Source organism: Haloarchaeobius sp. HME9146 (assembly GCF_025399835.1).
In the GTDB taxonomy this organism is placed as follows: domain Archaea; phylum Halobacteriota; class Halobacteria; order Halobacteriales; family Natrialbaceae; genus Haloarchaeobius.
Map to the genome: position 1 here is coordinate 105,256 of NZ_JAODVR010000001.1, position 13,165 is coordinate 118,420.

A 13,165-nucleotide genomic window follows, 5' to 3' on the forward strand; every position below is an offset into this window, starting at 1 on the left:
GCGCAGAGTAACACAGCGGGTATACGCTTTTTGGGTTCGGTTGCAGGCCGGAGACGGCGTCCAGACCCCACGACAGCGACGGCGCTTGCAAGGACAGGCCCAATAGTTGTGTGGTGTGGTAACGATGTGCAAACTGCTATGCAAGCAGTCGTACTCGAAGCGTTCAGAGAACCGCTGCAGGTACAGGACGTCGACCGGCCGGAACTGACACCAGAAGGAATCATCGCCCGGGTGGACGGGTGTGGCGTCTGCCGGAGCGACTGGCACTGCTGGCAGGGGGACTGGGACTGGTTCGGCTACCGGCCGGACCCGCCGCACATCCTCGGCCACGAACCCTGCGGGACCGTCGTCGAGGTCGGCGCGGAGGTCGAGACCGTCAGCGAGGGTGACCGCATCGCCATCCCGTTCAACTTCGCGTGCGGGAAGTGCTCGCTGTGCCGGAACGGCCACGAGAACATCTGCGAGAACCACGTCGGTCTCGGCTTCATGAACGAGGCACCCGGCGCGTTCGCCGAAGAGGTGCACGTCCCGAACGCGGACATCAACGCGGTCCCGCTCTCGGACGGCATCTCGACCGACACCGCGGCCGGCATCGGCTGTCGGTTCATGACGTCCTACCACGCGATGGCCCACCAGGGCGACGTCGGCGACGGCGAGTCGGTGGTCGTCCACGGCTGTGGCGGTATCGGTCTCTCGGCCATCCACATCGCGAACGCGCTCGGGGCGAACCCCATCGCGGTCGACATCCAGGCCGAGAAACTGGAGAAAGCCGAGTCGCTCGGCGCGGTCGCGACCGTCGACGCCAGCCAGGGCGACCCGGTGAAGGAGGTCCACGACATCACCGACGGCGGCGCGGACGTCTCGGTGGACGCACTCGGTATCGAGACCACCTGTCGGAACGCGGTGGACAGCCTCGGGAAGGGCGGCCGCCACGTGCAGGTCGGCCTAACCACCTCGGAAGAAGCTGGCGAGATTCCGCTCCCGACGGACGAGTTCGTCGCCAAGGAGATCCAGTTCGTGGGGTCGCTCGGCCTCCAGCCGTCGCGCTACCCCGAGATGCTCTCGATGATAGAGTCGGGGAAGATCGACCCGACGAAACTCGTCGAGAAGACCATCGACATCCAGCAGGTGCCCGACGAGCTCGCAGCCATGAGCGATTACGGCACGCTCGGCATCCCCGTCTGTACGGACTTCACGGCCTGACGGGGCGCAGCGACCACCGGTACCGACCCAACTTCTTTCCGGTTGAAATCTGCCCTTATCTGAGAGCTGCTGCTGTAAGTAGCTACGACAGACCACGAAACACCGACTCGCGCTTTTCGGGGTGTGCAGAATAAACTTCTGGTGAGATTACTTGGAGTTCTACGGTGATTTAAGGGGCAGGACCACCACGTACGTAGCATGGCAGCCAACACGCCCGTCATCGCGGCAGCGTACCGGACACCGCAGGGGAAGAAGGACGGAGTCTACGCCGACATCCGCGGCGAGGACCTCGCCGTCCCGCTCATCGACGAGATTCTCGCGGAGACCGGCCTCAGCGGCGACGACGTCGACGACCTCATGTGGGGCTGTGCGCAACAGCGCGGCCACCAGGACAACAACGTCGGACGCGTCATCGCCCTCATGTCCGAACTGGGCGAGAGCGTCCCGGCGACGACCATCAACCGCTGGTGCGCGTCCTCGATGCAGTCCGTCATCTCCGCCAGCGACGCCGTGGCCGCGGGCAACCGCGACTGCGTCATCGCGGGCGGCTTCGAGCACATGACCAACGTCCCCATGGAGGGCGGGATGGACGGCCGAAGCTTCCACCCCGACTTCCAGGACATGTACAACATGATCGAACTCCAGATGGGCATGACCGCGGAGAAGGTCGCCCGGGAGTACGACGTGTCCCGTGAGGAACAGGACCGCTACGCCGTCCAGAGTCAGCAGCGCGCCGCAACGGCCACGGAAGAGGGTCGCTTCGACGACGAGATCATCCCCATCGAGACGCCCGATGGGAAGGTTACGGAAGACGAGGGCATCCGCCCGGGCACCGACTTCGAGACGCTCCAGAGTCTCCCGACCGTGTTCATGGAGGACGTGACCGCCGGGAACTCCAGCCAGATCTCCGACGGTGCGGCCGCGACGCTCGTCACCTCGAAGGAGTTCGCCGAGGAGCACGACCTCGAGATTCTCGCCGAGGTCGGCATGAACAACGTCGCCGGCGTCGACCCGACCGTCATGGGCATCGGCCCGGTCCCGGCCACCCGCGGCCTGCTCGAGCGCAACGGCCGCGACATCGAGGACTACGACCTCGTCGAGCTGAACGAGGCGTTCGCCTCCCAGTGTGTCTACGCCCGCGACGAGCTCGGCATCGACAACGACATCTTCAACGTCAACGGCGGGGCCATCGCCATCGGCCACCCGCTGGGTGCCTCCGGCGCGCGCCTCCCCGTGACGCTCATCCACGAACTCCGCAAGCGCGGTGGCGGCCGCGGACTGGCGACCCTGTGCGTCGGCTTCGGACAGGGTGCGGCCATCGAGTTCGAAGTGGAAGGCGAGTAAGGGCTCTCGAGTTCACTTTTTGTTCCGGCTACGACCAGCATCTGCACGGTTAGTAGCAACGCCACGAGTCACCCGAGACGCGTGTGAAATCCCGGCCAGTTGAGAAGACAGCAAACCGACGAACCAGTCATCACTCGTGACAGTCAGCGTTCGAAACGTGTTCGGCGAAGAAGGAGACGGCGGACCGCCGGTTTCCGGGGACGATGGCGCAGTGACGCTCCGAACAGTCCAGAGCCAGACCCATCTATCTCATGAATAGTCTGAATACAGACAATACTTCTCCACCACCTCAAAGTCAGCTTTCGAGGTACATTACGAACCACAAACCCGAGATGGCGATTTCTGGAAATGGGCGATTTACCATCGACCGGACCGAACACCTTCCAGATACGACTGCAGGCAGATAGCTCAGCCAAACAACCGGTCCTGTTTTCGCACCTATCTGCACACTAGAACACATTGACAACAGATTGAACTGTCAATCGACTATTCCGACGATTGCGAGTAATCACGCGGGCGGGATGTTTCACGCGCGCCGGACGTGTCGACACCTGTGGACGACAGTCCAACAGAAAGAGATGTCGGCCGAACGAGAACATCGGGAAAACCGAGGGGCAGAACCGACCTCGGTTCGGGACCGTTCAGGCGGACGTGTCAATCACGTACTGTGTTAGTTTGTGACACACACCCATACACCTTAGGTTCATCCGTCCCATTAGTACAGGCATGACCGGGGAATTTCAGACCGGGACTCGGCTGGAGCTCTGGCTTCGGCCGTCGTGCGAATGGATGTGCAGACACGAGAAGGGCCTCGTCGAGTGTACGAAGGGACTCGCAGACGCTGGCGTCGTTGACGAGGTCCAGGTAGAGCAATGGGGAAAGTACGCTCCCATCGACCCGGAAGACGCTAGCACCGAATCGGAGCGCAAGGCGAGCGAGCGACTTGCGGAGTACCGCGAGTGGGCCGCGTCGGAGGGAGTCGACCTCCACGCGTTCTCGCGGACGGCCGTACTCACCCGCGGTGGCGAGCCGGTGACGATGCAGGTCCTTCCACTCGTCGCACTCGCGTCCTACGACGAGACGGGCAAGCTGCTGTGGGTCGTCCCCCACGGGCAGGGGTCGGCCGCAGTCAGCGTCACCGAACGACTGGACGATCTCGAAGCGCTCGCGTCCGAGGACCGCGTGCTTATCGCGGACTGACCGCAGCACCCACCCTTTTCGAACCGCGAACTTTCTTACCCACCCCGAGTGAACGCCAGCGTATGGCAGTCCCCGCCATCGAGACCGACGGCCTCACCAAGGCGTACGACGGGACGAGCGCCGTCGCCGACCTCGACCTCTCCATCGAGCCCGGGACCGTGTACGGCTTCCTCGGCCCCAACGGCGCGGGCAAGACCACGACCATGCGGATGCTGACGACGCTCATCCGGCCTACCTCGGGGACCGCCCGGGTCGCCGGCCAGCCCGTCACCGACCGCGACGCCGTCACGCCCAACATCGGCTACCTCCCCGAGGAGCCGCCCCTGTACGACGAACTCACCGGCCGCGAGCAGTTGACCTACATCGCCGGCCTCCGCGACATCCCCGACGACGAGGCCCGCGAGCGCATCGACTCCCTCCTCCGGCGGTTCGACCTCCACGAGGACGCCAACAAGCGCATCTCGGCGTACTCGAAGGGGATGCGCCAGAAGACCGGCGTCATCCAGGCGGTGCTCCACCGACCCGACGTGGTGTTCCTCGACGAACCGACCTCTGGACTGGACCCCCGCGCTGCCCGGACGATGCGCGACACCATCGCCGACCTCGCCAGCCAGGAGATGACCGTCTTCCTCTCGACGCACATCCTCCCCGTCGTCGACGAACTCGCGGACCGCATCGGCGTCCTCCACGACGGTCGCCTCGTCGCCGAGGGGTCGCCTGAGGAACTGAAGCGTCGCGCCGAATCCGGCGAGGGGCGCAGTCTGGAGGAGGTGTTCCTCGAGGTGACGACCGAGGTCGAAGAATCACTGGCGGAGTGACCAGTCAGAACTCCACGCGCGAACAGATTTTCGTCTCGCCGTCGTTCGACTCCAGGTGGGCGATGTCCTCGACGCGCATCTCCCAGTCGAACGACCGGTCCGAGAGGTACGACACCACGTCGCCGACCAGCTCCTCGTCGAGGCTGTAGTACGCCAGCGTGATGTGCGGGAACCACCGGTCCGGGTGGTAGTAGTGGTCGGCGTGGTCCGCGAAGTCGGTGAGACTCGTCCAGACCCGGTCGTGCAGCGCGGCCAGGTTGGGTGACCGCGCGAGCGGGAGGTAGATGACCGGCGCGGCGGTGAACACCCCGAGCCCGCCCGTGTGGACGGTGAAGGGATCGACCTCGGGCGTGACCGAGTGCAGGCGCGACTCGACGGTCGTCTTGTCGTACTTCTCCGCGACGTGGTAGGAGATGTGCGGCGGTGGCAACTCGCTGGCGGGGTCGATACCGAACTCGTCGTGGAGGTCATCCCAGAGGTCGAGGACGCGCTGGTGATGGTCGTCCGGCAACGTGGAGATGACCGCGGAGTTCATCTAGTCGTCAGCGCTCGCGTGGCCGGAGACGTTGCCGTCCGGGACCGTCCCGTCGTCGTTCCAGCCACGGACCTCGTAGTACTCCGAGAGGGCCGCATCGAAGTCCGGCAGGTCGTAGGGCAGGCTGTCGTCCTCGCGGTCGAAGCCGCGCTGGTTGTTGAAGTGCCGTTCGAGTTCGACGATGCGCGAGCCGATGGCCTGCAGGTCGTCGTAGTCGGTGTCGAGCAGCGCGCCCAGGGTCTCGTCGTCGACGAAATCCCGCGAGAACTTGCAGACGACGCCGGAGTCAAGCACGGCAGCGTGGTTCTCCTTCTCGACGAGCTTCGGGGGCTTGCCCTCCAGCCCGTCCTTCGGGAGCGCCTTGTCCTTCCCGACGAGCGGGTACTCAAGCGAGTAGAACTCGGCGTACATGTGGTCGGCACCGCGGTTCGCGGTGGCGAAGGCGAGGCCCTGGCCGTTCAGGGTCCGGCCGTCGTGGGCGGAGAACTCCATGCCCTTGACCGACCAGTTCTCGACGCCCAGCTCCTCGTGACAGCGGGCGACGCCCTCGGCGAGCGTGTCGCCGATGTCCTCTCGCAACGCGATCTTCTCGACCGTCTCGTGGACCAGGTCGGCGTTCCCGAACTCGTCCTCGCTCGCGAGGTAGGCCGAGACCACGTCGCCACAGGAGATGGTGTCCATCCCGTACTCGTCGCACAGCTCGTTCGACTTCATCACGTCGACCACGTCGTCGATGCCCGCGTTCGAGCCGAACGCCATGACCGTCTCGTACTCCGGGCCCTCCGTCTCGATGCCCGACTCCTCGTCCTTCGTCGGCAGCTTGCAGGCGAACGCGCAGGACGAGCAGGTGCCCTTCTTGTACTTCTTCTCCTCGACGGCGTCGCCACCGATGCCGTCGGCACCCTCGAACGAGAGCTCGGAGAAGTACCGCGTCGGCAGCGCCTCGACGTGGTTCGCGTAGGAGGTGACGCTGGTGGTCCCCTGCCGGCGCATGATGTTGTCGCTGGTCGCGGCCTCCCGGTGGACGTCCATCTGCACGTCCGGGATGGTCACGTCGGGCGTGGCGTCCCCGCCAAAGGTGAGCGCCTTGACGTTCTTCGACCCGAGGATGGCCCCGAGACCGCCACGGCCGAAGGCACGGGTCTCGGTGGTCATGATGGAAGCAAAGCGCACCAGGTTCTCACCCGCGGGGCCGATGCAGGCGACCTGGTCCTCCTCGAGGTCGTGGGTCTCCTCCATGTATTCCGAGACCTCGGAGGTCGTCGCGCCTTCGAGGTCGGGCACCTCCTCGAACTCGACGCCCTCGTCCGTGACGTGGATGGCGAGCAGTTCGTCGCTCGCGCCCGTGACCTCGACCGCGCTGTATCCCGTGCCGGTGAAGTTCCGGGACATGAACCCGCCCGCGTTCGAGGAGAGCAGGCCGTTCGTGAGCGGCGAGACGCCCGTACAGCTCATCCGGCCGGTGAACGACATCTGGGACATCTGCATCGGACCCGTCGCGAAGAACAGCGAGTTCTCCGCATCGAACGGGTCGACGTCGACCGGAACCCGGTCGTACGCGAGCTTCGTGCCGACCCCGCGGCCACCGATGAACGATTCGAGGACGTCGTCGATGTCCGTCGTCTGTGTCTGGCGGGCACCGACGTCGAGCGTGAGCAGTGGACCGACTGCGTGTTTCATGTTCCGAGATAGCGGGCTATTCCCGATAAACGTTGTTGCACGACTCGCAAGGCAGCGCCACGTCTGACGCGCTGGTGAAAGTGGACGTTCGACCCATAACCGCCGGTACAGGGACACCACAGACTTGGTGTCAGGATTTACCCACCTCTCGGCCAACCGGGTAGCCATGCGCCGCGGAACGACGACGACAGCCCAGCGCCCACGACCACGAGGACACCGCCACCGAGACGAGGGTGAACCCTGATGGTCTCACTCCTCGCACAGGTCGCCGTCAGAGAAGGAAAGTCGGTCAGTCGCTCGGGTTACAGAGGTCCATCGCTTCACGGACGCCCTCGCGCCGACCGAGCAGGGTGATGCGGTCGCCCTCCTGCATCGTGAAGTCCGCGTCGGGGACCTGCGTGTCGCCGTTGCGGCTCACGAGCGCGATGAGACAGCCCTCGGGGAGTTCCGGCCCGATCTCGCGGACGGTGCGCCCGATGAGCTGCTCCGAGGTGACCTGAATCTCCTGGACGTCCCCGGTCCGACCGATGTGGGTCATCCAGTTCGCGAGCGCGGGCCGCTCTATCTCGTTGTCGATGGCCCACGCGGTCGCCATCGCTGAGGAGATGGTCCGCACGCCGAGGTCTTCGAACGCCTCGACGTTGTCCGGGTTGTTCGCCCGGGCGATGATGGTCTGGATGTCGAACTTGCTGTTTGCGAGCTGTGCCACGAGGAGGTTCGCGTCGTCGTCACCGGTTGCCGCCACGAGGATCTTCGCGTTCCCGGCACCTGCCGACCGCAACACATCGGTGTCGGTACCGTCGCCCTTGTGGACCGTATACCCGGCCTCGCGGGCGATCTCGACGATCTCGGGGTTCTTCTCGATGATGACGACGTTCTCCCCTCGGTCTTCGAGGCGGGCGGCGAGCTGTCGACCCACCTTGCCGCCTCCGATTACGAGTACACGCATTGGAATCACGTCGAGTAGTTCTGCGATCTGTCTGGCGAGTCCGGCCTCGAGCACGACCGTCACGAGGATGACCAGGAAGACGGTTCCGACGAGGATGTCGGCACCGGCCTGGTTGGTTATCGCGGACTCTGGGTTCGAGAGTTCGAGCGCGAACAGCGTCGCGACCGACGCCGGGATGATACCGCGGGGGCCGACGAGGCTGATGAACCAGCGCTCGTTGGTGGTGAAGCGGTTCCCGGTCGTGCTGAGGAACACCAGCGCCGGCCGGAGGAGGAGCGCGACGAAGATGACGACGGCCATGCCTTGCCAGCCGAGGTCGAGCAGCTTCTCGAACTCCAGCAACGCGGCGAGCGCGATGAAGACGAACGAGAGCACGATCAGGGTTACGTCACCCTTGAACGACTCTATCTGCTCTTCGTAGGGCAGGTTCGCGTTCCCGAGCACGATGCCGGCCGTCGCGGTCGCGGCGACCCCCGCCTCGGAGTAGATCTCGTTCGCGACCGCGAACGCGACGACCGCCCCCGCCAGGGTGAGCAGCCGAGCGTTCTGCGGTGCGTTGGCGGGCGAGAGGTCGACGTGCCGGAGGAGGTACCAGACGATACCGGCGACGACGAGCCCCACCAGGATGCCCGTCCCGAGTCGCTCGGCGAACAGCCGAACGTACTCGCTGACGCCGGGCTCTTGCACCCGGAACGTCTCGAAGATGACGACCGCGAGGATGGCCGCGGTCACGTCGTTGACGATACCCTCGGTCTCCAGCACCGCCTCGACGCGGTCGCGGACCGCGACCACCTCGAGGATGGGCGTGATGACCGTCGGCCCCGTCGCGACCAGCAGCGAGCCGACGAGGAACGCGATTCCCCACTCCGCGTCGAGCAGGTAGCGAACCGCGATCGCCGTACCGAGGAACGAGATGGCTGCGCCGAGGGTGACGAGCCGGAAGGTCGCCGACGGTGCCTCTCTGAGCTTCTCCAGTTTGAGGTGGAACGCGCCCTCGAAGACGATGATCGCGACGGCGAAGCCGACGATCGCCGACAGCGGGGTCGGCCCACCGAACGTCTCCAGTGTGACCAGACCCAGCACCTCTGGACCGACGATGATGCCGGTGATGATGAGGAACAGCACGCTCGGCACGCGGAACCGGTCGCCGAGTACCTGCGCTCCTACGCCGAGCGCGAGTATCAGCGCCACGAGCGCGAGGAGGCTACTGCTCCCAGCGGCCGCTGCGGTCAGGGCTAGCACGACGCGTCACCTCGGGTGTCCGCCATGTGGCCGGGACGAAGGACGCCTGTAGTATAAACGACCCGTTTGCAGTCGGGGATTCCCGGAAAATTTTGGGGGTCAGTTACTCGCCGTCGACGCCGACTTCGCCTCCTCGTAGATGTCGAACACGAAGTCCTCGTATCGCTCCGTGATCTTGCTGCGCTTCTTCTTCATCGTCGGGGTCAACATCCCGTTCTCCTCGGTGAACTCCTCGGGCACCAGCCGGAACTCCTTGATCTGTTCGTGCTTCTCGAAGCGCTCGTTGATGCGGTCGACCTCCGCCTGGATGTGCTCGCGGACCTCGTGGTTGCGACAGACCGCCTTCGGGTCGTCGGGCAGGTCGGCGTCGACCACGTCGCGCAGGGCATCGAAGTTCGGGACGATGAGCGCCGAGATGAACTTCTCCCCGTCGCCGAGGACGAGCACCTGCTCGACCGTGCGCAGGGACGCGAACGCGTCCTCGATGGGAGCCGGTGCGACGTTCTTCCCCGTCGAGAGCACGAGCAACTGCTTGGCACGCTCACGGAAGACGATGTAGCCGTCGGGGCGCTCCTGGACGATGTCGCCGGTCCGGAAGTAGCCGTCGTCGGTGAACGCCTTCTCCGTCTCCTCGGGCTTGTTCCAGTAGCCCTCGGTGACGTTCGGGCCCTTGATGAGCAACTCGCCGAAGGTCCCGAGCGCGTCGGTGAACTTGCCCTCCGGGACGACCGTCCGGTCTATCTTCGTCTCCTGGTCGTAGACGACCGGGCCGATGGTGCCGATCTTCGGTTCCTCCGGCGGGTTGGTCGAGACGACGGGTGCGGCCTCGGTGAGCCCGTACCCCTCGTAGATGGGCAGGCCCATCCCGTGGTACAGCGTGCACAGTTCGGACGAGAGCGTGCCGCCGCCGCTGATGAGGAAGTCGATGTTGCCACCGAGCGCCTCACGCACGTCGCTGAACACGAGCTTGTCGGCGAGCCAGTAGCGCGTCTTCAGCATCGCGCCGGGTTTGTCCGCACGGTAGTAGTCGCGGCTGACGTCGGTCGCCCAGTTGAACACGCGCTCTTTGAACGACGACTCCTCGGCCTGCTCGCGGATGGCGTCGTATATCTTCTCGTACACCCGCGGCACGCTGGTAGCCGTCGTCGGCTCGACCGCCTGGAAGTCCTCTTTCAGGGTGTCGACGCTCTCGGCGTAGCCGACGCACGCCCCGGCGGCGAACTGCAGGAAGTGTCCCGTCAACCGTTCGAACACGTGTGCCAGCGGGAGGTACGACACCGTCTGCGTGTTCTCGTCCACCGTTGGGATGCTGCCGGACTTGTCCGGACGCGGGCCGTAGCGCCGGTAACACTGGTTCACGTTCGCCCGGAAGTTCCCGTGGCTGAGCTTCACGCCCTTGGGCTGGCCGGTCGTCCCGGACGTGTACACCAGACTGGCGAGGTCGTCCATCCCGACCGCGTCGATCCAGCCCTGGTACTCCTCCTCGTCGAATCGCTGCTTGCCCTGCTCGTAGACGTCCGCCAGCGTGTAGATGCCGTCTCTGTCCGCGTACTCCCCGGAGAGCGAGTCCATCGAGATGATGAACCGCGTGTCCAGCGAGTCGACGACCTCCAGGACGCGCTCGAGGAGCGCCTCGTTCTGGACGACCACGCCGGTCGCGCCGGGGTCGCCGAGCAGGTACTTGATCTGCTCCGGCGAGGACGACTTGTACACCGTCGTCACGGTCGCGCCAGCGCCGAGCAGGGCGAAGTCACACTGGGCCCACTCCATGCGCGTATCGGAGAACATCCCGACGCGCTGGCCGTGCTGGAGCCCGAGCGCCCGGAACCCCGCCGCCAGGTTCCGGACGATGTCGCGCATCTCGGCGTATGTCAGTGTCTCGAACGCGCCGTCCGGTGCCGCCTCGATGGCATCGGTCTCGGCCAGTGCACGGTCGTGGACGCCTCCTTTGTACATCTGTGCCGGCCTGTCGGCGTGTCGCGCTGCGCTCTCCTCGAACATTCGTGCCAGGTTGTTCTCGACGAGCACCTCGTCCGAGAACTCCCGTTCTGCCTCCCGCCAGTCCATAGTCTGGCACGAAACACACGGTACACACCATAATAGTTTATGGCTGAGTCGTCGGTTTACGCCGGTTTATACATGTCAATCTGCTGTCGGTGCGTCGGCCGACTGCTCGTCGCGGTAGATGTCGGCCAACAGATGGTCGTAGCGCTGCCTTATCTTCAGGCGCTTCTTCTTCAGGGTCGGCGTGAGCATGTCGTTCTCGTCGGTCCACTCCCCCGCGACCAATCGGAACGCTTTCACTTGCTCGTGCTGCTCGAAACTCTCGTTCGCCTCGTCGATGGCCGCCTGAATCTGCCCCTGGGTGAACTCGTGGGCACAGAGCTCCTGGTCGTCGGCCGGGACGTCGACACCCTCGCTGGCGGCCCGGGACCGCACCTCGTCGAGGTTGGGGACCACGAGCGCGGAGACGAACTTCTCGTCGTCGCCCGTGACCATCACCTGTTCGACGACCGGCGCGTTCGAGACGGTGCTCTCGATGGGCTGGGGTGCGAGGTTCTTGCCGGTCGAGAGCACGAGCAGCTGCTTCGAGCGCTCGCGGAACACGAGGTAGTCGTCGGGGCGCTTCGTGACGATGTCACCGGTCCGGAACCAGCGGTCGCCGTTCTCGTCCTCGGTGAACGAGGCGTCGGTCTCCTCGGGCTTGTTCCAGTAGCCCCGGGTCACCTGCGGCCCCTTGACCAGCAGTTCACCCGTCTCCCCGAGCGTGTCGCGGAGGTCACCCTCGGGGACGACCGACTTGTCTATCCTGATGTCTGTTCCCTCGACCGTCGGGCCGATGGTCCCGACCTTCGGCTCCTCCGGCGGGTTCGCGGTGACGCCAGGGGCCGTCTCCGTGAGGCCGTACGCCTCCCAGAGCGGGAGCCCCATCCCGTTGTAGAGCGCGGCGAGCTCCGGCGAGATGCTCCCACCGGCCGACAGCATCACCTCGACGTTCCCGCCGAGCGCCTCCCGGACCGTCGAGAAGACGAGTCTGTCGGCGAGCCACAGCTTCGCGCCGAGGACGACCCCCGGGGAGGAGGTGTGGTACTGCTCCCGGGCGACCCCGGTCGCCCAGTTGAACACCCGCTCTTTGAACGCCGACTCCTGTGCCTGCTCCCGGATGGCGTCGTAGAGCTTCTCGAACACCCGTGGGACCGCGGAGGTGACCGTCGGCTGGAGCAACTGGAAGTCCTCTTTCAGCGTGTCGGGGCTCTCGGCGAAGCCGACACAGCTGCCGACCGTATACATGTGGAAGTGTCCGGCATGGCGTTCGAACACGTGTGCCAGCGGGAGGAACGAGATGGTCTGGGCGTCGCCAGTGTCGGGCACCGAATCCGGTCGGTCCGGCCGCGGCCCGTACCGCCGCAGCATCTGGTTCATGTTCGCCCGGAAGTTCCGGTGGCTCAGCTGGACGCCCTTGGGCTGGCCGGTCGTCCCCGACGTGTAGACCAGACTCGCCAGGTCCTCGACGTCGATGTCGTCGATCCAGCCCTGGTACAAATCCTCGTCGAACCGCTTCTTCCCCTGCTCGTACACCTCCCCGAGCGTGTAGATGCCGTCCCGGTCGTCGTACTTCGGGTCGATGTCGTCCATCACCACGACGAACCGGACGTCCAGCGCGTCGACGACCTGTTCGACCCGTTCGAGCAGCTCCTGGTTCTCGACGACGACCCCGACCGAGCCGGAGTCGCCGAGGAGGTACTTGACCTGCTCCGGCGAGGACGACTTGTACACCGTCGTCACCACGCCCCCGGCGGCGAGCAGCCCGAAGTCGGTCTGTGCCCACTCCATCCGGGTGTCCGAGAAGATGCCGACCCGCTGGCCGTGTTGCACCCCGAGCGCCCGGAAGCCCGTCGCCAGATTCCGGACGATGTCACGCATCTCCTCGTACGTGAGCGTCGCGAAATCGCCGTCCGGCGCGGCGTCGACCACCCCCTGGGAGACGAGTGACCGCTCGTACACGCCACCCTTGTACTTCTGGGCCGGCTTCTCGCTGTGTCGCTCGGCACTCTTCTCGTAGGTCCGGGGCAACGGCTCCATCGCGATGACGTCGCCGTCGAATGCCCGTTCTGCCTCACGCCAGTCCATGATACGAGCACTGTTGACATGGCACAGAATAAGCATTGTAGCCGAAGACTGACAGGAAACGGG

Annotated in this window: 9 protein-coding genes; 4 read left to right on the forward strand and 5 right to left on the reverse strand. The window is 65.3% G+C overall.

Features of this window, described 5'->3' with window-relative positions:
- Positions 1-138: 138 nt before the first annotated feature.
- The 4 genes from N6C22_RS00540 to N6C22_RS00555 all read left to right on the forward strand — a co-directional run bounded on the left by N6C22_RS00540 (position 139) and on the right by N6C22_RS00555 (position 4,565).
- Entirely contained in the window at positions 139-1,203 is a 1,065-nt protein-coding gene (locus N6C22_RS00540; protein ID WP_261648599.1) for a zinc-dependent alcohol dehydrogenase family protein, read from the forward strand.
- Positions 1,204-1,401: 198 nt separating this feature from the next.
- Positions 1,402-2,547: a thiolase family protein gene (locus N6C22_RS00545; protein WP_261648600.1), complete on the forward strand. Its 1,146-nt coding sequence runs from the start codon at positions 1,402-1,404 to the stop codon at positions 2,545-2,547.
- Between the two features lie 726 nt (positions 2,548-3,273).
- A complete protein-coding gene (locus N6C22_RS00550; protein ID WP_369684380.1) occupies positions 3,274-3,747 on the forward strand; it encodes an HTH domain-containing protein in 474 nt (157 codons plus the stop codon).
- Between the two features lie 62 nt (positions 3,748-3,809).
- A complete protein-coding gene (locus N6C22_RS00555) occupies positions 3,810-4,565 on the forward strand; it encodes an ABC transporter ATP-binding protein (protein WP_261648603.1) in 756 nt (251 codons plus the stop codon).
- Positions 4,566-4,569: 4 nt separating this feature from the next.
- Here N6C22_RS00555 and N6C22_RS00560 read toward each other — a convergent pair whose 3' ends face one another.
- The 5 genes from N6C22_RS00560 to N6C22_RS00580 all read right to left on the reverse strand — a co-directional run bounded on the left by N6C22_RS00560 (position 4,570) and on the right by N6C22_RS00580 (position 13,102).
- On the reverse strand, positions 4,570-5,100 hold the full coding sequence (locus N6C22_RS00560) for a 2'-5' RNA ligase family protein (protein ID WP_261648605.1): 531 nt from the start codon (positions 5,098-5,100) through the stop codon (positions 4,570-4,572).
- Positions 5,101-6,780, reverse strand: a complete 1,680-nt coding sequence (locus tag N6C22_RS00565; protein WP_261648607.1) for an aldehyde ferredoxin oxidoreductase family protein — start codon at positions 6,778-6,780, stop codon at positions 5,101-5,103.
- A 289-nt stretch (positions 6,781-7,069) separates the two neighbouring features.
- A complete protein-coding gene (locus N6C22_RS00570; protein ID WP_261648608.1) occupies positions 7,070-8,971 on the reverse strand; it encodes a cation:proton antiporter in 1,902 nt (633 codons plus the stop codon).
- Positions 8,972-9,070: 99 nt separating this feature from the next.
- Complete coding sequence (locus tag N6C22_RS00575; protein WP_261648610.1) at positions 9,071-11,038, reverse strand: long-chain fatty acid--CoA ligase; 1,968 nt, start codon at positions 11,036-11,038, stop codon at positions 9,071-9,073.
- Positions 11,039-11,113: 75 nt separating this feature from the next.
- Positions 11,114-13,102: a long-chain fatty acid--CoA ligase gene (locus N6C22_RS00580; RefSeq protein WP_261648612.1), complete on the reverse strand. Its 1,989-nt coding sequence runs from the start codon at positions 13,100-13,102 to the stop codon at positions 11,114-11,116.
- Between the last annotated feature and the right edge of the window lie 63 nt (positions 13,103-13,165).

Coding starts and splice junctions, on each gene's coding strand:
- N6C22_RS00540 (WP_261648599.1), top strand. CDS start 139: ATGCAAGCAGTCGTACTCGAAGCGTTCAGAGAACCGCTGCAGGTACAG.
- N6C22_RS00555 (WP_261648603.1), top strand. CDS start 3,810: ATGGCAGTCCCCGCCATCGAGACCGACGGCCTCACCAAGGCGTACGAC.
- N6C22_RS00560 (WP_261648605.1), bottom strand. CDS start 5,100: ATGAACTCCGCGGTCATCTCCACGTTGCCGGACGACCATCACCAGCGC.
- N6C22_RS00580 (WP_261648612.1), bottom strand. CDS start 13,102: ATGGACTGGCGTGAGGCAGAACGGGCATTCGACGGCGACGTCATCGCG.
- N6C22_RS00565 (WP_261648607.1), bottom strand. CDS start 6,780: ATGAAACACGCAGTCGGTCCACTGCTCACGCTCGACGTCGGTGCCCGC.
- N6C22_RS00545 (WP_261648600.1), top strand. CDS start 1,402: ATGGCAGCCAACACGCCCGTCATCGCGGCAGCGTACCGGACACCGCAG.
- N6C22_RS00575 (WP_261648610.1), bottom strand. CDS start 11,038: ATGGACTGGCGGGAGGCAGAACGGGAGTTCTCGGACGAGGTGCTCGTC.
- N6C22_RS00550 (WP_369684380.1), top strand. CDS start 3,274: ATGACCGGGGAATTTCAGACCGGGACTCGGCTGGAGCTCTGGCTTCGG.